The following is a 22139-nucleotide window of genomic DNA, read 5'->3' on the forward strand; positions in this document are numbered from 1 at the left end:
CCTGCAATAGTTCCGCAGGGTATTTTCGCACCTTCACCAGCCCATCAATGCGCGGTGGCGTCATTCATTTCGACGCCCACAAGGCGCTGCGCGCAATCAATCAGGAGAGATTAAATGTCTTTTTTCGTTAAAAAGGCCGCTGTTTTGATCCTGGCGATGGCGGCCAGTCTGGGCGGTATAAACAGCTATGCGGCGACTGCGCCGACCAAACAAAAACCGGCGATGCAGACAGTATCGACACTCAGCGGAAAATTCGAATTCAAACTTCCCGACAGCTATGTGGCCAACCCATTGCCCGCAGGCGATGAAGCCAGCGGCACTGCGGGTGAGACCGGAACGATGTACGTCAATAAAACGACGAAGAGCGTGGTCATCGCCGTCGAACACCCTCTGCAGGCTGGGGTGAACGCGAAAGACAATGACGCTGATTTTCTCGACGGCGCGGTTGCCGGCTTTCTCAAACAACAGAGTGCAGGACTGCCTGATTTCAAGAAGCTCAGCGAGAAGAAACTGACCCTCAAAGGTCTAGGCGTGCGCCAGATCGACAGCACCGCCACCATGGGCGGCGGCAGGACCCTCAGCACCACTTTCCTGGCCGGGTCGGGCACTCACATGTCGGTGGTTCAGGTCATATTCCGCGCGGACGACCAGGCTGGGCACGATAAACTGATCAAGCAAATCGTCGGTGGTCAATGAGGTGATGCGCCTGTGAAGCGAGTGAGGCTCCGCTTCCAGGCATCATTGATTGATCTGCTGCAACCAACTGTTCAGGTCCACTATTTCGGTCTGACTGATCGTGTGGCCAATGCCTGGGTAGGCATGAAACTCCGGGGTCAGGGACAGGCTTTGCAGCAGCGTCTCTGCGTCGGTTGCACCCGCGTAAGGAAGCTTTCGGTCTGCGGTGCCATGACCGATAAAAATAGCCACCTGTTTGAGGTTGTCGGCAGGCTTCAATTCAGACTTCAACACCGGCAGAATCTTCCCGCTCAATGCCGCGATCCCGCGCACGACCTCGGGATCGCGCAGGGCAACTTCATAGCTCATGATCGCCCCTTGGCTAAAACCAACCAGAAACACCTTGTCAGGCTGGGTGTGGTATTTCCCGGTGGCTTTGGCGATGAAATCAACGATCTTCCCTGCGCTGCTCTTCAGCTCATCCGTCTCGCCATCGTAATCACCCTCGCCCGCCTTTTTGTTGAACCACTGATAGCTGTCTGACTCGACCTCAAACGGTGCCCGCACCGACAGATAGGTGTAGTCGGCGGGCAATTGATCTTTTATGTCGAACAGGTCCTCTTCATTGCTCCCAGAGCCATGAAGAAAAATAATAAGCGGTTTATTGTGTGAGTCGGGACCGGCCTGCTCGATGTAACTCAACGGCAGGTCGGTGTGCAGTGTTGTGTCGGCATGGGCAGCCGTCGATGCCAACATAAACAACACGGTCCAAAGCTTAATCATTTCAATGCTCTCGTGGCCCGTCAAAGAGGCGCACCTGGGGCGATATCTGCCGTGGGTCCGTACTTAATTCAATCAACGCAGGAACGCCCGCCTGCCGGGCACGCTGAAACGCATCGGCAAAATCTTCGGTGCGCTCGACTAATTCACCATAAGCACCAAAGGATCTGGCGAAGGCCACGAAGTCAGGGTTGACCAGGTCGGTCGCCAACACCCGGCCGGGGTACTCGCGTTCCTGGTGCATACGGATGGTCCCCAGCATGGCGTTGTTGACTACGATGACCACCAGCGGTGCACCGAACTGCATGGCGGTCGCCAACTCCTGCGGGTACATCATGAAGCAGCCGTCGCCGGCAAAGCAGACCACGGTGCGCTCGGGGTTGCGTAGCTTGGCGGCAATCGCGGCGGGAAAACCGTACCCCATCGCGCCGTTGGTAGGCGCCAACTGAGTGCCCGGTTGCCGATAGCGGTAGAAACGATGAACCCAGACGGTGTAGTTACCGGCGCCGTTGCTGATCACGGCGTCATCGGGCAGTACATCGTTCAAATGTGCAACCACGTGCGCCATGTCCACGCCGACCAGTTGCGGGTGAGCCTGGGGCGGCGTTGAATGCTCCACGTAATCAGCCCGCGCAGTTTCGGTCCAGGACGTCCACGGCTGCTCCGCAAGCGGCTCGAGTTGCGTCAGTGCAGCAGCAAAACCGCGCAGGGAAGACACAATCGGCAATCGGGCTTGATACACCCGCCCCAGCTCTTGCGGATCGGGGTGCACGTGGACCAATGGCTGCGTCGGCACCGGGCTTTTGATCAGCGTGTAGCCATTGGACACAGTTTCGCTGAGGCGCGAACCGATCACCAACAACAGGTCAGTGGTGCACAGGCGCTCGGCAAGCTTGGGCGAAATGCCCAGGCCCAACTGACCGACATAATGCGGATCACGGTTATCGAACAGGTCCTGGCGACGGAACGACGCCGCCACCGGCAGGTTGTTCACCGTAACGAAATGCTTGATCGCCCGGGAAGCCTCGGCATCCCAACCCGTGCCACCCAACACCACCAAGGGCTTGCGAGCGGCACGGAGCAGCTCGCGCAACTCAATCATCGCGGCCGGGTCCGGCGCTGCGCAGGCAACGCGGCCCGGCGACGCGTCGAGACACAGACCGCTGCCGAACAGCACTTCTTCCGGCAGGCTGATCACCACCGGCCCCGGGCGCCCGGAGAGTGCAATGCTGAACGCCTTCGCAACGATTTCCGGAATACGCTCCAGACTATCGATCTCGGTCACCCATTTCGCCAGGCCGCCGAACATCTGGGTGTAATCGACTTCCTGAAAGGCCTCGCGGCCCTTGAAGCCACTTTCGATCTGGCCAATGAACAGAATCATCGGGGTCGAGTCCTGTTTGGCCGTGTGCACCCCATTGCTCGCATGGGTGGCGCCAGGGCCACGGGTCACAAAGCAAATGCCCGGCCGCCCCGTCAGCTTGCCGTAAGCGTCGGCCATGTTCGAGGCGGCGCCTTCATGGCGGGTGACGATGGTGCGGATGGCGTGTGCATCGTGCAGGGCGTCGAGCACCGGCAAATAGCTTTCGCCGGGCACGCAATAGACCGTGTCCACAGCATTGTGCAGCAGCGCATCGACCAGGATTTTCCCGCCGCTGCGGGGTTCGATGAGTTCAGGCATAGACTTCAAGCTCCTTGTTAAGGGTTTCCGGCAGGAACAGAGCGACGAAAAAAACATTCCAGGCATCCAAGTGCGGACACTCGACTAACCTCAGCAGAACGGTTGACTCTATAGGGTGATTGCCGCTCATGACAACGATTAGCCGCATCGCGCGAATCCTGATTTCACTGCTGGCATTAGCCGCTGTTTTGTACGTACTGGCCTGTGTGCTGCTGTTCGTGTTCCAGCGCTCGCTTATCTATTTCCCGCAACCTCGCGCCATGAGTAGCCCCTCGACTGTTCTTGAGCTCTCGCAACCGGATGCGAAGGTGTTGGTATCGGTCTGGCCACGCGCCAGCCCCAATGCGCTGATTTACTTCGGGGGCAATGCCGAGGATGTTTCCCTGAACCTGTTGCAGTTTTCGCAAGCGTTCCCGGACCAGGCCCTTTATCTGCTCCACTACCGCAGCTTCGGCGGCAGCACCGGTTCACCCTCCGAGGAGTCGATTAACCGTGACGCCCTCGCTTTGTTCGACAAGGTCCACGCTGTCCACCCTCACGTTACGATTGTGGGTCGCAGCCTGGGTTCGGGCGTCGCCATTCGCCTCGCCAGCGAACGCCCGGCATCGCGACTGATCCTGATTACCCCCTATAACAGCCTCTTGGAACTGGCCCAAAGCAGGATGCCCTTGTTCCCGGTGAAATGGGTTATGCGGGACACGTTTGAATCCTGGCGTTACGCGCCACTCATCACCGTGCCGACACTGCTGATCGCGGCCGGGCAAGACGAAATCATACCCCGCGCCAGCACGGAGCAACTCCGCACACACTTCGCCAACGGCGTGGCCACGCTGCAGGTAATCCCCGGCAAAGACCACAACTCTATCTCCGACAGCCCTCAGTATTTGCAAATGCTGCGAGACGGGCTATGAGGGCCTGGCTGGGCATTTCAGCCATCTAGAATCAGGCCTTGGGCATCCGCCTAGATAAATAAGAGCTTTACATACAAACGATAACGATTATCATTGGCGATATGTTTCACATTACGGAATATGCCCAGTGATCAGGAAGTCACCCGTTTTTTCTCGCCTCAATGGCGGCGAAAGCGTCTACGGTTTACTCAATTCAGTCCCCTCCCCCCTGCTGTGCGAAATGATTGCCAGCGCCGGTTATCACTTCGTCATTCTCGATATGGAACACCTGCTGCGGTCCGGCGATGAGCTGATGCATTGCATACGCGCTTGCGAAGCAACAGGGATTTCGGCCTGGCTGCGTATCCCGGAAGTCGACGTCAAACTGATTGGCCGTGCGCTGGACGCAGGCGCCGAAGCCATCGTTCTGCCGCGTGTCGAAAGCGCCGACGAAGTCGCCCGCGCCCTGGAAGCGGCGTATTTCCCACCGCTGGGCAAGCGCGGAATCAGCGGCGGTCGCATCACTGGTTTTGGCCATGTGTCATTGCCCGACTATATCGAACTGGCGAATCGCCAACGCCCCATCGTACCGATGATCGAAAGCGCCGCAGGGCTTCGAGCCCTGCCCGACATTCTCGCGCTGCCCGGCGTTGGCATGGTGCTCGAAGGCGCGCTCGATCTCGCCCTCGATTTGCAACTGGGTCCTGATCCATTGCACCCGCGTGTCTGGCAAGCCCTACAAGGCATGGCCGATGCCTGCGCCGCCGCTGAAGTTCCCTTTTGCGCAAATCCACGCTCGCCCGAACAACATGCCTGGTGGCGTGACCGGGGGATTCGCAGCTTTCTCGCTGGCGAAGACCGCGGCCTGCTGCACAACGCGTTGAAAGCGCGCTTGAACAGCCTTCAATTTCCCAACTGAGCCTGAACGAAGTCCAGATGAAAACAACAAACTATCTGTTTGCATTTCCCTTCAGCCTGCTCTCTCTGAGCATCTGCCAAACCGTACTGGCCAACGACCCGCCTGCCGATTACTCGCTCGCCCCTATGGTGATCAAGGGTGACGTGCTCGGTACCGCCAGCGATCCGGAAGTGCGGACCTACTCCGGTAGCCGCAGCGTGATCGACGCCGCCGACTTGAGGAAAGGCAGTGTCCGCGGGATTGACGATGCCTTGCAGCGCGTGCCCGGCGTCAAGATTTTCGATGAGACCGGCACCGGCGCCTTGCCGCAGATTTCCGTACGCGGTCTATACGAGAGCCGAAGCGGGCGCATTCAGGCCTTGTCCGATGGTATTCCTCTGGCCTTGGCGCCCTATGGCCAGACGGGGTTGTCGCTGTTTCCGATGACTCTGGCGACAATCGACCGCGTCGACATCGTGCGCGGCGGCGCGGCAGTGCAATACGGCCCGAACAATGTCGGCGGCGTGATCAACTTCATCAGCGCGCCGATTCCCCATGAAATGCAGACCACTATTCAGGAGCGCACCACCTTCGCCGCCGGCGGGCGCCAACTGTTCGACACCTACCTGGGGACCGGTGGCTACCTGACCGACAACTTCGGCCTGCAACTGGACGTCAATACCATTCAGGGCGAATACGGCCGCGAGCACTCCGATACCGACATCCAGAACTACCGTCTGCGAGGTCAATGGAACATCGATGATGACCGCTCACTGAGTTTTGGCGTGCAGCACTACACGGCCGATATGGACCTGGCAGGCGCCCTGAGTGTCAAGGACTACAAGGACGATCCGCGCCAGTCGACCCGTCCCCTAGACCGCTTCGAAGGCGATACCGACCGGGTCTGGGGCACTTACACGCAACAGTTTGGCGCCATGGGCCCTTTCGATTCAGTCGAGTTCAGCTGGACCAACTTCGCCCACAAAAGCTACCGCAACTTCGTTGTTGGCCTGCCGTTCACCCCGGAGGGTACCGCTGTGACCCAGCAGGACGGTCCGCGTGACTTCAAGGTCTGGGGCAGCGAACCGCGCCTGAGCATGAGCATCGACGGTGACAAGGTCGGTCAAACCTGGGTGCTGGGTGCCCGCTACGTCAAGGAAGACATCGATTACCGGGTTGATCGCGAAGCCCTCGGCACTGGCGTGACCAGCGTCTTCCGTGACTGGCATTTCAACGACGAAGCCAAAGCCGCCTACCTGAGCAACGCCATCAGCCTGTTCGACCGGCGCCTGACCATCACCCCGGGCATTCGCTACGAAAACGCGCGAATGGACTATAGCGACGGGATCACCGGTTTTCAGCACAGCAACCTGGCCGAAGAATGGTTGCCCGGCCTGACCGTGGGTTTCCAGGCCAACGACGATTGGTTCGTGTACGCCAACGCCCAGCGCTCATTGCGTCCACCGCAGATCACCCAAATCGTCAAGGAAGGCGACGTGGGCGCGGAAATCGCCTGGAACTACGAGACCGGCGTGCGCTACACGCCATGGCAAGGCTTGCGCGTCGATGTCGGTCTGTACCGCATCGATTTCGATAATCAGATCGAGTACAACGCCACCACCGACCGTTACGTGAACCTGGGCAGCACCCGCCATCAGGGTATCGAGACTGAACTGTTCTGGACCCCGTCGGTGACCCCGAACCTGGACCTGCATGTCAGCTACGCCTACCTCGATGCCAAGCAGCGAGCCGGTGACTTCAAAGACAACGAAGTGCCTTTCGCGTCCAGACACCAGTTCAACGCCGAAGGTCGTTATCACTTCGCCCAGCACTGGACCTACAGCCTTGATGGCCTCTACGTCAGCAGTGCCTACACCGATGCGGCCAACAGCGGCGCGGAAAACGCCAGTGCATCGGTTGGCAGGCTACCGGCCTATTGGGTCTTCAATACGGCGCTTGAGCGCGAATTCAAGCTTGACGACAAAAGTGTGCTGACCACATCCGTCGGCATCAGCAACCTGCTCAACCGCGAATACTACTTCCGTGGTATCGACACCAGCCCATGGGGTCGCCAGCCGGCCCCGGAGCGCGCCCTCACCCTCGGCGCAAATTACCGCTTCTAACTGCGCACCCGCGCCCCTGTAAAATCAGTCGCCCACCTGCTTGGGACGGGCGACTGCTGCCCCCAGGAAACTCGTCATGCACCGTCCTCTCGTCATCCTCAGCCACGTCACCCACGCCGCCGTTACCGAAGGTTTTCTGCCCGCCGCCCGCAAGCGCGGACTGTCAGTGGTGCTGATCAGCGACCATGCCCAGGAGCATCGGCGCCTGCTCGCCACGTCCGACTTTCCCGCGCAGGACTTACTGATCCTCGAGTGCGACGTGTTCAATCCCCTTGCGGTGATTGAACTGATCAACGCTCATGGCCTGCGCCCTGCAGCAGTGTTTTCCAACAGCGATCACCTGCAAACCGCCACTGCGTTAGTGGCGAAAACCTTCAACGTGCCCGGCAAGGTCTGGCTGATGTGTCACTGGGCAAAAAACAAGGCGGTCATGCGTGAACGCATGCAGGATCTGGGCTTGCCCGGCCCCTGGTTTCATGTGCTGACCGCTGGCAGCGCGGTGCCCGACGATGCAGTATTTCCGCTAGTGGTGAAACCCACCCAAGGCGTGGCCAGCCTTGATGTGCGCTTGTGCCACAACGCCGACGAGCTGAGCGATTACTGCGCCCGGTTCTGGCAGCAACAACCCGGTCGTGCGTTGTTGCTGGAGGCCTACATGGAAGGCCCACTGTTTACCCTCGAGACTCTCGGCGACGGTCAGCGGTTGCAAGCCATCGGCGGCTTTGATGTCAGCCTGTCGCCACCCCCGCACTTCGTCGAACTCGCTGCGCGCTGGAACGGCTCATTGAGCGTTAACCATCGGGCGGGAGCGCTGGCTCAGGTCGCTGCTTTTGGCATCAACTTCGGCGTGTGCCACAGCGAATTCATCCTCACTGCCGAAGGACCGGTGCTGGTGGAAATCAACTACCGCAGTATCGGCGATGGCCGCGAGTTCCTTCTCGACCGCCTGCTGCCCCAAGGCTGGTTCGACCGCATCCTCGGCGTGCACCTTGGCGAACCACTGGTAGATGCCCAGCCCGGCCTGGCGCAAGCGCTGGTGCATTATCTGGTCGCCGACACACCTGGCCGCTTGCAGCAGGCTTCCAGCAGTTTTCGTTACGAGCAGGACAATCACTGGAGCGACTACCGTGCGCTGCGCGAGATTGGCGACGACATTCACGTGAGTCACTCGAATAAGGATTATCTGGGCGTACTGCGCCTGATCGCCCCGGATACTGCCAGTCTGGACGCACGTTTCGCCGCCACATTGGCCGATCTGCGCTGGGTGATGGCATGAGCGTTGTGGCGCAGGATGCTGATCACGCAGCCATCAGCCAACGCATTATCGATTGCTGCCTGCGCGAAGATATTCGCGGGCTGCTCAGCCAAGGCATCGTCCAGCACCTGCCCACCGAACTGCACGAACACTGGACCGCAACCGTCAGTCCTTACTGGCTGCGCATCGCCCACCTGGACGCCGATGAACTCTGGCTGCCGGTTCACCCAGGCGGCCCGTTGCAGACCTGGAGCACGTCCAGCCATGCCTGGCTCTGCCAGCAAGACGGGCACGTCCGCATCGAGCACGGTTACGCACGCTGGCTCGAACAGTTGAGCAACGGCCTGGACGACGCCAGCCTTGAGCTGTTTGCCGCGTACCGCAAAGAAGCCGACTGCGCCGTGCACCATCGCGCGCTGTGTCATGCAGCCTATCAAGAACACGCGACCGAACTGAGCGACATCCTCGACAAGCCCGCCTGGGACCAACGCCTGATCGGTATCGACCGACTCGCCAGCTACCTGGACCATCCGTATTACCCTACCGCCCGCGCCAAAAGTGGCTTCGACAGCACAGCCCTCAAACGCTACGCCCCGGAGTTCGCCCCGCGCTTCAAACTCAATTGGCTGGCGCTGCCAAATGCGGCCCTGACGTTGAGCAGTTCGCCGCCCAAACATTGGCCGAGCTTTGTCGAGCTGGGTCTGAAACAGAGCCTCGAAACCAGCCATACCCTGCTACCGGTGCATCCGCTGACGTGGCTAGAGCTGGAAAAATACGGGTTACCCGAAGGCACGATCAAGGCACCGCACAGCGCTATGGACGTTGAGCCGACCCTGTCGGTGCGTACCGTAATGTGCGTCGAGCGACCGCACTGGCACATCAAACTACCGTTGCTAGTGACCACCCTGGGCGCCCGCAACCTGCGCCTGATCAAACCCAGCACGCTGTATGACGGCCATTGGTTTCAGACCACGCTGCAAGCACTGGCTAAACGCGATCCTCAGCTGGGCATGCGCTATCTGCACGTTGATGAGGAACATGGCGGGCATGCCGATGAAAGCCGCCACCTGGCCTATATTGCGCGTCACTACCCCGGCGAACTGGGCGTCGCCACACTGGTGCCGGTCGCCGGCCTCGCCAGCCCGTTGCCCGATGGTCGACTGTTCGTCGAGCAACTGGTCGAGCGCTTCTACCAGGGCTCACTGCAACGCTGGCTCGAAGATTATCTGGACCTGCTGCTGCACGTGCACCTGCGCTTGTGGCTGGGTTATGGCATCGCGCTGGAAGCCAATCAGCAGAACGCCGTGCTGATCTTCGAGGCTGATCGCCCACTGCGTTTGCTGATGAAAGACAACGACGCCGCACGCCTCTGGCCCGAGCGCTTCGCCGCAGCCTGCCCCGACCTTGCGCAGCGTCCTGCAGACTTGCGGGACGAGCGCATCCGCGTCAACGATGCCCAGCCACTGGCCGAGATGTTCTGCACCATCACCTTGCAACTGAACATCGTCGCGGTGCTGGAAGCGATCATTGCCGCCGACCTGGCACCCCGCGGGCCACTCTACGCCACCTTGCGCCAGCGCCTGATCGATTGCATCGGGCAACTAGAGGGCGAAGGCCTGGACTGCACTGAAGCCAAGCGCGTTTTGCTGGACAGCCCGAAACTACCGGTGAAATACCTGCTCAGTGCCGGCAGCTTGTTCAGCAAAGCATACTCAGGCGCCCAGGACATCAACAAGTTCTATGGCTACAGCGCGGCAAACTTCCTGCGGGAGGCGCACCCGTGCAACGCAGACTGATCGCCAGTGTATTGCTTGGCCACTATCTATCGGCCTTCACCGCCCTCGGCATTCCGTTGTACCTGCCACGCATCCTCGCCGACCTGGCGCCGGATGCGCCGGGCTGGAGCATCGGTGTGTTGTTTGTCCTGCCGACCCTGTGTACCGCTCTGACGGCGCCACTCTGGGGTCGCTGGGCGGATAGACGGGGCTGTCGCCTGTCCTTGCTGCGTGCCCATGCCGGACTGTTTGCGGGCTTTCTCCTGGCCGGGTTCAGTACCAACCTGCCGATGTTCGTGCTGGCCTTGATCATTCAAGGCACCTTTGGCGGGGCGATGGCCGCATCCAATGCCTACCTGGCGACCCAGTTCAAGGACGGCGACCTGTCTCGGGCCCTGAACTGGACTCAATACTCGGCACGCCTGGCCATGATCAGCGGCCCCATTCTGCTCGGTCTTATGACGGCGCAAGGGTTGGGACTGGAGCTGTATCGCTACCTGGCCTGGTTACCGTTACTGGCGTTCGTGATGATCCTGCCGTTGCCCGCCGATACACCCCGTCATCAGGCGAATGCGACCACAGCCGCCGGCCCACTTAGCCAACTGCCGACGGACATGCCACGTCTGCTGCTGGTGCAATTCCTGTTCAGCTTCGCCATGGTCGTCACCTTCCCTTATTTCGTCCCTTACGGCGAAGCACTGGGCATTGGCAACGACGCGCTGATCGGCCTCCTCTACAGCCTGCCGCATCTGGTTTACCTCATCGCCCTGCCTTGGGTCCAACGGCATGCCAGCAACTTGCTGCTGCCCGGCCTCGGGCTGCTGGCCGTGAGCAATGCCCTGCAGTTCTGGAGCAGCCAGGCCGAGCCTTTATTTGCCCTGCGCCTGCTCAGCGGTGCAGGAATGTTGCTGGGCTTTGTCGGCTTGCATCGCTGCCTGAGCCAACGCAGCCGCCAAGGCAGTGCCGGGCGCATGTTTGGCTGGTTCGATGCCAGCGGTAAATGGGCCGGCACAGCTGCCGGTGTGACCGCCGGGCTGGTCAGTCAGACCTGCGGCATCACCTCACCTTTTCTCGTTGCCTGTCTGGCCGCCGTTGCTGCGATGGCCTTGGCACGCCCCCTACTCATGACCTCGCGGGAGATACCAGCATGACCCTTGCTCTGACCACCGCTTCCCTGCATGAACGCGCTCTCGATGGTGAAGCCCAACGGCACGCCATTGAATGCCTGCTCAATTGTTATCTGCGTGAATACGCCCTGCCACGCGACGAGGCGAGCCTGGACTATCGTGCTCAGGATCTGCCCATGAGCCTGCGTCAACTCAATGGCCAGTGCATCAGCATCCGGCTGCCCAGCGGGCGACTGGTGGTGCGAGTCGACCGCGCGAGTGTGCTCGGTCGTTGCCGCTTTGTCAGCGCCCCCTATTTCAAGGGCAATGGGCACAGCTGGCACCCGTTGAACGCGACCGAACTGGCGCGTCTGCTGTGCGTGCCGCTGAGCCAGCCGGACCGTGTGGGCGAGATGTTGCAGCAGGTCGATAACAGCCTGCAGATCACCCGGACCTTTCTCCGGCATACCCGCGCCGATCGCGATCAACCGACTGACAGCCTGCTGGCTTCAGAACAGCATCAGATTTGGGGGCACGCCCTGCATCCAACTCCCAAGAGCCGCGAAGGCATCTCGCAAAATGCCCTGTTGGCCTGCTCGCCGGAAGTCGGCGCGTGCTTCGAGCTGCACTGGTTTCGTGTTGATCCGGCGTTGATCCAGCATCAAGGTGACGATCCCCGAGAGACCCTGTATCAGCTGTGTGGTCGAAACGATCTGTACCCTTGCCACCCGTGGGAAGTCGAGCGGATTCTGGCCGACCCGCTGGTCCGTCGCGCACAACAGCGTGGCCTGCTGGAGTACCTCGGCCCTCAAGGCCTGGCGCTGTACCCGACCTCGTCGGTACGCACCCTCTATCACCCCGAGCTTGCCTATTTCCTGAAATTTTCGATGCATGTGCGGCTGACCAATTGCGTGCGCAAGAACGCCTGGTACGAACTGGACAGCGCGGTCGCCCTGACCCGCTTGCTCGCACCGGTGATGGCCGAGCTGGCCCACGCACTTCCGGATTTTCTGCTGATGCCGGAACCGGCCGCCAGCACCCTGGACCTGAGCAGTCTTGGCACCCAGGAGCAGGCCCGCGAAGTCACCGAATGCTTCGGCATCCTCTACCGCCAGAACCTGGATGAGGCCACCCGCGAGCGCTACCAACCGCAAGTGGCCATGGCGCTATTCACCTGGGATCTGCAAGGTCGTAGCGTTTGTCAAAGCCTGGTGCAGCAATGTGCCGAGCGTCTTCGTATCGACGTGGCCGAGGCGACCCTGCGCTGGCTCGACGGCTATGCCCGTCAACTGCTCGGCGGGGTAATGCATTGCCTGTTCCGTCAGGGCGTGGTGCTGGAGCCACACTTGCAGAACACCCTGCTGGGTTTCGACGCCGACGGCTTGCCTTGTCGGGTCTGGATTCGCGACCTGGAGGGCACCAAGCTGGTGGCCAGCCATTGGGCACCGGAACGACTCAGCGAACTCAACGAGCGCACCCGCGCCTCGCTGTACTACAACGAGGATAAGGCCTGGCAGCGCGTCGCCTACTGCGCGCTGGTGAACAACCTGGGCGAAGCGATCTTCCATTTGGCCAACGCCGATTCAGGGCTGGAAAACCAACTGTGGATGCATATCGGCACGCTGTTGCAGGCACAACGAGCGGTGCTGGATGACCCCGTGCAGCTGCGCGAGTTATGTGCAGGGGCACCGCTGCCCAGCAAGGAAAACTTCATGACCCGGCTGATGATGCGTGCCGACCGCGAAGCAGGCTACACCGCCCTCCCCAGCCCGCTGTTCACTGCTCGCGCGAGGGCCCGTTCATGAGTTTGCCGACACGCGTCACCCAGGCCATCGGCCAATTGCGCGAGCAACAGCAAACACCGCTCTGTGCTTACGTCTATGATCTGGTCGCGCTGGAGCAGCACGTTCGGAACATGCGTGAAACGCTGCCCGCCAACTGCGAGCTGTTCTATGCCGCCAAGGCCAACCCGGAAGCACCGATCCTGCGAACCCTGGCGCCGCTGGTAGACGGCTTCGAGGCCGCGTCCGGTGGTGAGTTGCGCTGGCTGTATGAGCAATGCCCAGGGCATTTGCTGATTTTCGGCGGCCCCGGCAAACTCGACAGTGAGCTGGAAATCGCCATGGACTACCGGATTTCGGCCTTTCACGTCGAGAGCCTGACAGAGTTACGCAGCCTGGCGCGCATCGCTGCCAGACGGCGCCAACGGACGCCGGTCCTGCTGCGCCTGAACCTGAAACTGGCTGAAGCACCCGATAGCCGTCTGGTGATGGGCGGTAAACCGACCCCCTTCGGCCTGGACGAAGACGCATTGGACGAAGCGCTGAAGCTGTTGCGTGATGAGCCCTGGCTGGAACTGCAGGGCCTGCATTTTCATGTGCTGTCTCATCAGCTTGATGTGGGCGCTCACCTGAGACTGATCCGCAGCTACTGTCGCACCTTCAGCCAGCTCTGCGCCGAACACGGTCTGCAGCTGCCCCTGCTCAACGTCGGAGGCGGCATGGGCATTAATTACCAGGACCCGCAGAACTCGTTCGACTGGACGACATTCTGCCAAGGGCTCAAGGCATTGATCGCGGAAGAAGGCATGGGCGATACGCGCATTCGCTTCGAGATCGGCCGTTTTATCAGCGCGGCCTGCGGCTACTACGTGATGCAAGTCCTGGACATCAAACGCAGCCATGGTCAGTACTTCGCCATTGGCCGGGGTGGCACCCACCACTTCCGGACACCGGCGGCCCAGGGGCATGACCATCCTTTTGTCGTGATACGGGGCCAGCAACCCGCGCAGTTGCAGAATCAGCAGGTTACCCTGGTCGGCCAGCTGTGTACGCCAAAAGATGTGCTGGCAAGCCAGCAAACAGTCACCGCCCTCGCGATTGATGACCTGCTGGTGTTCACCCTGGCAGGCGCCTATGCCTGGAACATTTCGCACCGGGACTTTCTGATGCATGAACCACCGCAGATGCTGTTTCTAACGACATAAAAAACTGACGACATAAACAGGGCAACCTGACCACACAGCCATGCCACCCCTGCGCATCACGTAGTGGCTGGCACAGGCTCATTCACGAGGCGGTTGGCGGCCAGCTCGTCCGGCACTTTGACGAAAATGCTGTACTTCGCGCCTTCCATGGCTTCAAAGGCGATCAACTTGTCGACCAACGCGATGCTGATTACCTTGCCAGCATTGAGCAGGAGCATGCCATTGTCGGCATTGAGGTTGCGTGCAAGCACCATCCCCCTCAACAGTTCACGGGTGCCAACCACCTTGACCGTTGGATCGTTCAGAGTGACATCGCTCAGGTAGGCGGCACAGACCTGAACGAAGTCTTCCACCAGCGCTGGGTCATAAAGACGGCCGGCGTACTTACGGATAAACACCAGGGCTTCATCACTGTTCATTTGCCGTTCGAGGATCAACCCGCGCTGCAACTCGATAAAGTCCACGGCCAGCTTCAGCAAGCGCGAACCAAACGGGATAGCCTCGCCTTTGAGGTGGTCGGGGAATCCCGTGCCATCCCAACGCTCTTGGTGGTGAAGAATCAACTGGGCCGCGTCCTGCATCGGCTCCAACGTCATCAACAGCGACTCGCTCTGTTTCGGATAACCGCGATAACGCTCACGATCCGTATGGTGCAACAGGTCGGCAGGCGCGCTCATCATGCTGTCGCTCCAGCTCAACTTGCCGATGTTGTAGAGCGCTGCCGCCATGGCCAGATCGCGGCTACTCGCCTCGTCCATGGGGTGGGATTTGCAGTAGGTGCGAATCAAATCGATGATTTGCCGGTTGGTCTGCTTGCTTTTAGGCAACCGTTGATTGACCAGCAGGGAGAACACCTCGGTACTGGTCGCGTAACTGTGCTTCAACTCGTCATAGGCCAGGTCGAGCATGTCCGCCGTCTGTTGCAGCTCGGACATGCGTGCGACAACCCGCTTTTCCAAGGTGGCATTAAGCGCCTGCAACGCCTCGTTCTGCTCATGGGCCAGACGCTCCAGGCGTTGCCGCTCGCGCTCGGAATGCTGATGTTCCAAGGCCTGCCGCAAGGTCAGCTGCAACTCCTCGTCGTTCCAGGGTTTGCTGATGTAGCGATGAATCTTTCCTTCATTGATCGCTTTGACGATGGTGTCCAGGTCGGCATATCCCGTCAACAGGATCCGTGTGGTACCTGGATAGCGCTGGTGAATCTCCGCCAACAAGGTAGCGCCATCCATATTTGGCATGCGGGCATCGGTCATCACCAGATCGATACGCTGGTGGGCCATCAACTCAAGTGCTTTTTCACCGCTTTCGGCAAAGAACAAATCATACGGCTGGCTGCGCAGCAGACGGCGCAAACTGTTAAGAATGAACTCTTCATCATCCACCAGCAGCACGCAGGGTTTATAAGCCGAAACAGAAGCGGATTGCTCATCCATAGCGTTACCTGACATCACTCATTTGAGGGCATTTTCGGGTTTTTCATGATAAAAACCTCGCTCCCTCGCTTTTTTGGCTAAGGGCTGAGGCATTTTTAACAAACTGATGGCACATTAGCTACGGTTTCCCAGCGAAGTGCCTCGTCGAGGGCTATGCTCCGAAAAATGGGATCCAATGTATACGTAACCGTTGTCGCGCCTTCAGGAAGGGAAATCCGTATGCTTATTTTTCATCTGATCGCAGACCTGCCGGGTAGCGTTGAATGAGCACCCCGACCACTCACGCCAATCGCCGCGTGCTTATCATTGATGACACGCCATCGATTCATCAGGACTTTCGTAAAATTCTCTGCCCGAAGCCGGACAGCGAAGAGTCCCTTGATGCAGCGGAGGAAGAGCTCTTCGGCACAGTACAGGTCACTCGGAAAAATTTCGAGCTTGATTCCGCCTATCAGGGGCAAGAAGCCCTTGAACGGGTCAAGCAAGCACTGGCAGAAGGTCGGCCCTACGCACTGGCCTTCATCGACATGCGCATGCCACCCGGCTGGGATGGTCTGGAGACTATTGAGCACCTGTGGAAAGCCGACCCGCAATTGCAAATCGCACTGTGCACTGCCTACTCCGATTACTCGTGGGAGGCGATGACCGAGCGCCTTGCGTTCAGCGACCAACTGCTGATTCTGAAAAAGCCGTTCGACAGCCTGGAAATCCGCCAGATGGCCAGTGCGCTGACGGTCAAATGGCAAATGACACAGGATGCCGCGGCAAAAATGCGCAACCTGGAGGAAACCATCGCCGAGCGCGTTCAGGAATTGCTGAAAGTATCCCATCTGCTCCAGTACGATGTGTTGACGGAGCTGCCCAACAGTACGCTGCTGGGTGATCGGTTGACTCAAGCGATTGCCCTGTCCCGCCGCCATGATACGCAATTGGCAGTGATGTTCATCGGCCTGGATCGTTTTGAGCGGATCAATAACGCGCTGGGGCATCCCATCGGCGATGAAGTGCTTAAACTTGTCGCTCAATGCCTCGCCCACACCGTACGCGAGTCCGACTCGGTGTTTCGCTATGGCTCGGATGAATTTGTCCTGGTGCTGTCCGATGTCCATCACCCCCAACAAACCAAAAGCATTGCGGAGAAGTTGTTGGCCACCATCAAGGTTCCTCGCTATGTCGCCGGGCATGACCTGAGTGTGACCGCGAGCCTGGGCATCAGCATCTTCCCCGGTGACGGTGAAGATGCCGTCACCCTGATCAAAAAAGCCGAAACCGCCATGCGCAACATCAAGGACAGCGGTCCGGACAACTTCTGCTTTTTTTCCAACACCATGAACCAGCGTGCCCGCGAGCAACACTCTATCGAGTCAGGCATTCGACTGGCGTTGGAGCGCAACGAGTTTGTCCTGCATTACCAACCAAAATTGAACCTGAAAACTGGAAAAGTAGTCGGCGCCGAGGCTCTGATCCGCTGGCTCAAACCGGGGCAAGGTTGGCTTTTCCCATCTGAGTTCATCCCGGTCGCCGAAGACAGCGGCCTGATCGTCCCGCTGAGCAAATGGGTATTGCGCGAGGCCTGCCGCCAGACCTGCGCGTGGCAAGCGGCCGGATTACCGCCGATTCGTATGTCGGTGAACATTTCTGCCACTGAGTTTCGCCAGAGGGGTTTTCTCGAGGGGATTCGAACCGTACTTGAAGAAACCGGAATGAACCCTGAGCTGCTGGAACTGGAAATCACCGAAAGCGTGCTCATGCAAAATGCCGAGTCGACGATCCAGATCCTGCAAGCGATCAAGCACATGGGCATCCGCTTGGCCATCGATGACTTCGGAACTGGCTACTCCAGCTTGAGTTACCTGCGTCGTTTCCCCATCGACGTATTAAAAATCGATCAGTCGTTTGTCCGCGACCTGAGCACCGACAGCAACGACGCGGCGTTGGTCAGCGCCATTATCAGCCTGGGGAGAAGCCTCAAGCTGAACATCATTGCCGAAGGTATCGAAACCCAGGATCAGCTTGATTTCCTGAAAACCAACCACTGCGAAGAAGGCCAGGGCTATTTCTTCAGCCGAGCGGTAGAGCCACGTGCATTCGCCAAAATATTGAGTGGTGAGCAATTGGAAGCGGCACGACTGGAATAAATCGGACAGGACGAGACCGCTGGCGTATTTCAGGCCGGGACACCATTAAATTTATCGGCAGCCGGGGATCATTGATGCAGTTACATGGATGGCCCACTGCTTTCGCGTTGCTGCTTGGTCTATGCCAATTGGCAGCTGCTACACCACTGGACGAGCCGCTGAAGCCATTACCTGACGTGGTGATAAACAATTCCGTACAGGTCGAACTAGGCCGTCAGTTATTCAACGATGCACGCCTGTCAGTCAATAACAGCGTGTCCTGCGCCAGTTGTCATCACCTGGAAAAAGGTGGGGCCGACGACAAGCCTTTCTCCACTGGTTTTAACGGCGCGCTGCTAGGCATCAACACACCCACCGTGCTCAATGCGAGCCTTAACTTCAAGCAGTTCTGGAATGGTCGGGCCGACTCACTGGAGGCACAGATCGAGGAGGTGGTCCAAAGTCCTGTCGAGATGGGCAACACCTGGAAAGCCTTGATCGACACGCTCTCCAGAGACCCTGACTATCGCGCGGCCTTCACCAGGTCGTACCCGGACGGGGTCACGGCAGCCAATGCGCAGAATGCGTTAGCAAGCTATGAACGCACCCTGCTGACGCCCGACTCGCGCTTCGACCTCTACCTCAAGGGCAATACCGACATCCTGACGCTTAACGAAAAATACGGGTATCAGCGCTTCAAGCAATATGGCTGTATCGCCTGCCATCAAGGCGTCAACATCGGTGGCAACATGTACCAGAAATTCGGTGTGATGAGCGACTATTTCAAGGCGCGGGGCAACCCGGCCGAGAGCGATCTGGGACGTTATCTGGTAACCAGGGATGAGGCCGACCGTAACGTCTTCAAAGTTCCTAGCCTTCGTAACGTAGCGCTCACTGCCCCGTACTTTCATGATGGGTCGGCCAAGACGCTGGATGAGGCCGTCAGCGTGATGTTCACGTATCAACTGGGCCGCACGCCTTCGGCACAGGACAAACTTCTGATCATTGAGTTTCTCAAGACATTGACCGGTGAACTCAGAGGCAAACCCCTATGAAACTGTCTCATCGATTCAGCTCACTGCTGTTGGGCGCGATGACGCTGGCACTCGCATCTATTCTGGTGTTCCTCTATATCAGGTCCAGTGCCGATAACACCTCTAACTACATCGCGTCACGGGATCTGATTGGTCAGATCAAACAGCAGGATGCACGTTGGGAAACAGAGATCCTCAAAGCAAGAGTTTCCGTCAGCCAAAACTACGACTTGCTGGTGGAGCCGCTGACCAAAATCAACACCCTCTGGAGGCAGTTCGATACGATACAGTCCGGGCATGTGCTACATGCCGATGCCCTCTGGCAAGACAGTCGTACTGCCTATCTGGCTGCCGTCGACGAAAAAACACGGCTGGTTGAAAAATTCAAATCGCATAACGCCGTATTGCGTAACTCACTGGCCTTTCTGCCCATCGCCGAAGACGATATCCAGAAGCAGTTCGGCACGCTCAACAGAAGCGACCCAGTGCTGCAAGCCGCCTCAATGGACATCTATGACCTGCTACTTGGCAGCCTGGAGTTCTCTCAAATCACCTCTGACGACAAAGCGGCCGAGATCCAGGTCGGCCTGAACCGGTTGGGTGTGGACAAAGGTCGTTTGCCGCAACCACTCCATCTTCCGCTGGAAATCCTGCTCAAACATGTGGAGCTGATTCTGCACGAGCAACCCGTGGTCAACGATCTGCTGGAGCATATCGGCGTCGTTCCCGTGGCCGCTCGACTGGAGGACATCAATAACATTCTCAATAACAACCAGGAGCAGGCCGTCAAAATTGGTCAGCAGTACCACCTGTATCTGCTGATTTTCTCGGCATTGATGGTCTTCCTGCTGTTATATCTGGCCATCCGATTGCTGCGCAGCTTTGCCGAAATCAACAGTGTCAACAAAGCACTGCATGCCGCCAACGAAGGCCTTGAGCAACGCGTGGAAGAGCGTACCCATGAACTGAAGGACACCCAGAGCGAATTGCTCGATACCGCGCGCCTGGCCGGGATGGCGGAAATTGCGACCAATGTGCTGCACAACGTCGGCAATGTGTTGAACAGCGTGAACATCTCTGCCGATCTGCTTACTCGAAAACTGCGCTCCAGCAAGTCAATCGGCCTCGGTAAAGCAGTGCAAATGATGAATGAGCACGAGCAGGATCTGGGCGATTTCATCACCCTCGACGAGAAAGGAAAACTGTTACCGGGTTACCTGAACCAACTGGTCAAAGCGCTGGGCGCCGAGCAGGAAAGCATGACCGACGAGCTGGCGCAGCTGACCAAAAGTGTTGATCACATCAAGGATATCGTCTCTACCCAGCAGTCCTACGCTGGGGCGTCCAACCTGATTGAATCCCTGAACATCAGCGACTTGCTTGAAGATGCTCTGCGCATGAACTCCGGCGCATTGACCCGCCACCACGTCACGGTGGTCAAGGACTTCATCGATGTACCTGCAGTGATGGCCGATAAACATCGGCTGCTGCTGATTCTGATCAACCTGATCAGCAACGCGAAATACGCGATGTCCAACATGGACGACCGCGCTCGAAAAATGACCCTGGGCGTAAAATTCATCGATAATTCCATCTTGCAGATCAGTGTCAAAGACGAAGGTGAGGGCATCGCACCAGAGAACATGACGCGAATCTTTGCCCACGGCTTTACCACCCGCAAAGAGGGTCACGGCTTTGGCCTACACAGTTGCGCGCTGGCCGCAATCGAGATGAATGGGCACTTGAGTGCCTACAGTGACGGCCCTGGTAAAGGTGCAGTGTTCACCCTTGAAATGCCCCTGACAATCGCGACGGATAAGCAATGAACAGTCTATCGAACCGCCGTATTCTGCTGATTGACGACACCCCTGCCATTCATGACGACTTTCGCAAAATCCTCCTGCCTCCCGTCGACGACAACTCCGACCTGTACCTGATGGAGGCAGCGCTGTTCGGACAAACGGCCAAGATCGAGATTCCATTGTTCGAACTCGACTCGGCCTACCAGGGCCAGGAGGGTCTGGCTAAGGTGTGCCAGTCACTCAAGGACAATCGCCCTTATGCCTTGGCGTTCGTCGACATGCGTATGCCCCAGGGTTGGGACGGCGTAGAGACCATCGAGCACCTATGGGAGCAAGACCCGCGCCTGCAGGTAGTGGTCTGCACGGCTTACGCCGACTACTCCTGGGAAGAGTTACTGGAACGGCTGCATGGCCATGACCGGTTGTTGATTCTGAAAAAACCTTTCGACAACATCGAAGTCCATCAACTGGCCAACACCCTGACCGCCAAATGGGAAATGACCGAGCGCGCATCGGTGCAGATGAGCAAGCTCGAGCAATTGGTCGAGCAACGGACCCACCAGTTCAAACAGGCCAGCGAAGCCCTGCAACGTGAAATCGACGAACGCGAACAGCTGGAAAGCCAGTTGGTGCAATCCGAAAAACTCGCGTCCCTGGGGCAACTGGCCGCAGGGGTTGCTCACGAAATCAACAACCCCATCGGCTTTATCTCATCCAACCTAGGCACCCTTGAAGGTTACTTCAGCAAATTGCAGGACATGCTCGACGCCTACCAGCGCTCAGAAGAGGGCATCGCCTCGACCGAGATTCTTGAGCACTTGAAAACCATGCGCGAGCGCGTGGAACTGGACTTCCTGAGGGAAGATATCCCGCTGCTGATCAAGGAGTCCAAGGAAGGCATCAGCCGCGTCGGAAAAATCGTCAAAGACCTCAAAGACTTCTCCCGCGTCGACTCGAATCAGGAATGGCAATGGGCCAACCTGCAGCAGGGCATCGAATCGACCCTGAACATTGTCGCCAACGAACTCAAATACAAGGCCGACGTCATCAAGGAATACGCCGACCTTCCCGACATTGAATGCCTACCCTCGCAGATCAACCAGGTGATCATGAACCTGGTGGTCAACGCTGCCCAGGCCATGGGCCCTCAGCGCGGGAAAATCACCCTGCGCAGCGGGATGGAAGCAGAGCACGTATGGCTCGAAATAGCCGACACTGGATCAGGAATGGCTCCCGACACCGTGCAGAAAATTTTCGACCCCTTCTTCACCACCAAACCCGTCGGTCAAGGGACAGGGTTGGGCCTGTCCCTCTCCTACGGCATTGTGAAAAAGCACGGTGGCGACATTACGGTCAGCAGCGAGCTTGGCGTGGGGACTACGTTTCGAGTTACGTTGCCGATCAGACAGCAACACTCGAACACCTGACACACGACTCTTGCAGGCAAGCCAGCGGGCGTTAGCGCCTAGAACCCAGGGGCGATCTGTCCTTTGTAGCGCGTCAGGATGAACTGACGAACCGCCGAAATTGCCGAGTGTTAGCAGTCCATGGGTAGCGGGCTATGGACTCGCTGACAGGCTGTTC

General features: G+C 58.6%; 16 protein-coding genes. 13 read left to right on the forward strand and 3 right to left on the reverse strand.

Annotation, left to right across the window (positions count from 1 at the left end; all coding sequences use genetic code 11):
- Positions 1-114: 114 nt before the first annotated feature.
- Positions 115-696 (forward strand): hypothetical protein, encoded by a 582-nt coding sequence (locus QN399_RS23245; protein WP_322179594.1) that lies wholly within the window; start codon positions 115-117, stop codon positions 694-696.
- A 42-nt stretch (positions 697-738) separates the two neighbouring features.
- Here the strand turns inward: QN399_RS23245 and QN399_RS23250 are convergent, their stop codons facing one another.
- Both QN399_RS23250 and QN399_RS23255 read right to left on the reverse strand, forming a co-directional pair.
- Positions 739-1458 carry a dienelactone hydrolase family protein gene (locus QN399_RS23250; protein ID WP_322179595.1) on the reverse strand — a complete coding sequence of 240 codons (720 nt, stop codon included), beginning with the start codon at positions 1456-1458 and terminating at the stop codon, positions 739-741.
- A gap of 1 nt (position 1459) precedes the next feature.
- Entirely contained in the window at positions 1460-3136 is a 1677-nt protein-coding gene (locus tag QN399_RS23255) for a thiamine pyrophosphate-binding protein (RefSeq protein WP_330201755.1), read from the reverse strand.
- 119 nt (positions 3137-3255) lie between these two features.
- On the opposite strand from QN399_RS23255, the gene QN399_RS23260 reads away from it, so the two are divergent.
- The 8 genes from QN399_RS23260 to QN399_RS23295 all read left to right on the forward strand — a co-directional run bounded on the left by QN399_RS23260 (position 3256) and on the right by QN399_RS23295 (position 14169).
- On the forward strand, positions 3256-4047 hold the full coding sequence (locus tag QN399_RS23260; RefSeq protein WP_322179597.1) for a hypothetical protein: 792 nt from the start codon (positions 3256-3258) through the stop codon (positions 4045-4047).
- A 127-nt stretch (positions 4048-4174) separates the two neighbouring features.
- A complete protein-coding gene (locus QN399_RS23265; RefSeq protein ID WP_322179598.1) occupies positions 4175-4945 on the forward strand; it encodes an aldolase/citrate lyase family protein in 771 nt (256 codons plus the stop codon).
- Positions 4946-4962: 17 nt separating this feature from the next.
- A complete protein-coding gene (locus QN399_RS23270) occupies positions 4963-7047 on the forward strand; it encodes a TonB-dependent siderophore receptor (RefSeq protein WP_330201756.1) in 2085 nt (694 codons plus the stop codon).
- A gap of 76 nt (positions 7048-7123) precedes the next feature.
- Complete coding sequence (locus QN399_RS23275) at positions 7124-8323, forward strand: siderophore biosynthesis protein PvsA (RefSeq protein WP_323566106.1); 1200 nt, start codon at positions 7124-7126, stop codon at positions 8321-8323.
- A complete protein-coding gene (locus QN399_RS23280; RefSeq protein WP_322179601.1) occupies positions 8320-10098 on the forward strand; it encodes an IucA/IucC family protein in 1779 nt (592 codons plus the stop codon). The genes QN399_RS23275 and QN399_RS23280 overlap by 4 nt, the downstream gene beginning before the upstream one ends.
- Positions 10083-11228 (forward strand): MFS transporter, encoded by a 1146-nt coding sequence (locus QN399_RS23285; protein ID WP_322215816.1) that lies wholly within the window; start codon positions 10083-10085, stop codon positions 11226-11228. The genes QN399_RS23280 and QN399_RS23285 overlap by 16 nt, the downstream gene beginning before the upstream one ends.
- Entirely contained in the window at positions 11225-12988 is a 1764-nt protein-coding gene (locus QN399_RS23290) for an IucA/IucC family protein (RefSeq protein ID WP_322179603.1), read from the forward strand. Before QN399_RS23285 ends, QN399_RS23290 begins: the two co-directional genes overlap by 4 nt.
- Positions 12985-14169, forward strand: coding sequence for a type III PLP-dependent enzyme (locus tag QN399_RS23295; protein WP_322215812.1), 1185 nt, complete (start codon positions 12985-12987; stop codon positions 14167-14169). Before QN399_RS23290 ends, QN399_RS23295 begins: the two co-directional genes overlap by 4 nt.
- A 56-nt stretch (positions 14170-14225) precedes the next feature.
- On the opposite strand, the gene QN399_RS23300 is transcribed toward QN399_RS23295, so the two are convergent.
- Positions 14226-15602 carry an HD domain-containing phosphohydrolase gene (locus QN399_RS23300; protein WP_322179605.1) on the reverse strand — a complete coding sequence of 459 codons (1377 nt, stop codon included), beginning with the start codon at positions 15600-15602 and terminating at the stop codon, positions 14226-14228.
- A gap of 263 nt (positions 15603-15865) precedes the next feature.
- Between QN399_RS23300 and QN399_RS23305 the strand changes: the two genes are divergently transcribed.
- From QN399_RS23305 to QN399_RS23320, 4 genes are all read left to right on the forward strand, one after another.
- Positions 15866-17740 (forward strand): EAL domain-containing protein, encoded by a 1875-nt coding sequence (locus QN399_RS23305; protein WP_322179606.1) that lies wholly within the window; start codon positions 15866-15868, stop codon positions 17738-17740.
- Positions 17741-17814: 74 nt separating this feature from the next.
- The gene (locus QN399_RS23310; protein WP_322179607.1) at positions 17815-18774 is read left to right on the forward strand and encodes a cytochrome c peroxidase; all 960 of its coding nucleotides are present in this window, start codon (positions 17815-17817) and stop codon (positions 18772-18774) included.
- Positions 18771-20579, forward strand: a complete 1809-nt coding sequence (locus QN399_RS23315; protein WP_322179608.1) for a DAHL domain-containing protein — start codon at positions 18771-18773, stop codon at positions 20577-20579. The genes QN399_RS23310 and QN399_RS23315 overlap by 4 nt, the downstream gene beginning before the upstream one ends.
- Entirely contained in the window at positions 20576-21982 is a 1407-nt protein-coding gene (locus tag QN399_RS23320; protein ID WP_323566059.1) for an ATP-binding protein, read from the forward strand. The genes QN399_RS23315 and QN399_RS23320 overlap by 4 nt, the downstream gene beginning before the upstream one ends.
- Positions 21983-22139: the final 157 nt, after the last annotated feature.

This window comes from Pseudomonas sp. 10C3 (genome assembly GCF_036346185.1).
Taxonomy (GTDB): domain Bacteria; phylum Pseudomonadota; class Gammaproteobacteria; order Pseudomonadales; family Pseudomonadaceae; genus Aquipseudomonas.

Bases quoted from the DNA above. Each gene is read 5' to 3' on its own strand.
- QN399_RS23255 (WP_330201755.1), bottom strand. From the start codon at position 3,136: ATGCCTGAACTCATCGAACCCCGCAGCGGCGGGAAAATCCTGGTCGAT.
- QN399_RS23310 (WP_322179607.1), top strand. From the start codon at position 17,815: ATGCAGTTACATGGATGGCCCACTGCTTTCGCGTTGCTGCTTGGTCTA.
- QN399_RS23320 (WP_323566059.1), top strand. From the start codon at position 20,576: ATGAACAGTCTATCGAACCGCCGTATTCTGCTGATTGACGACACCCCT.
- QN399_RS23280 (WP_322179601.1), top strand. From the start codon at position 8,320: ATGAGCGTTGTGGCGCAGGATGCTGATCACGCAGCCATCAGCCAACGC.
- QN399_RS23290 (WP_322179603.1), top strand. From the start codon at position 11,225: ATGACCCTTGCTCTGACCACCGCTTCCCTGCATGAACGCGCTCTCGAT.
- QN399_RS23315 (WP_322179608.1), top strand. From the start codon at position 18,771: ATGAAACTGTCTCATCGATTCAGCTCACTGCTGTTGGGCGCGATGACG.
- QN399_RS23300 (WP_322179605.1), bottom strand. From the start codon at position 15,602: ATGGATGAGCAATCCGCTTCTGTTTCGGCTTATAAACCCTGCGTGCTG.
- QN399_RS23305 (WP_322179606.1), top strand. From the start codon at position 15,866: ATGAGCACCCCGACCACTCACGCCAATCGCCGCGTGCTTATCATTGAT.
- QN399_RS23270 (WP_330201756.1), top strand. From the start codon at position 4,963: ATGAAAACAACAAACTATCTGTTTGCATTTCCCTTCAGCCTGCTCTCT.
- QN399_RS23275 (WP_323566106.1), top strand. From the start codon at position 7,124: ATGCACCGTCCTCTCGTCATCCTCAGCCACGTCACCCACGCCGCCGTT.
- QN399_RS23250 (WP_322179595.1), bottom strand. From the start codon at position 1,458: ATGATTAAGCTTTGGACCGTGTTGTTTATGTTGGCATCGACGGCTGCC.
- QN399_RS23295 (WP_322215812.1), top strand. From the start codon at position 12,985: ATGAGTTTGCCGACACGCGTCACCCAGGCCATCGGCCAATTGCGCGAG.
- QN399_RS23245 (WP_322179594.1), top strand. From the start codon at position 115: ATGTCTTTTTTCGTTAAAAAGGCCGCTGTTTTGATCCTGGCGATGGCG.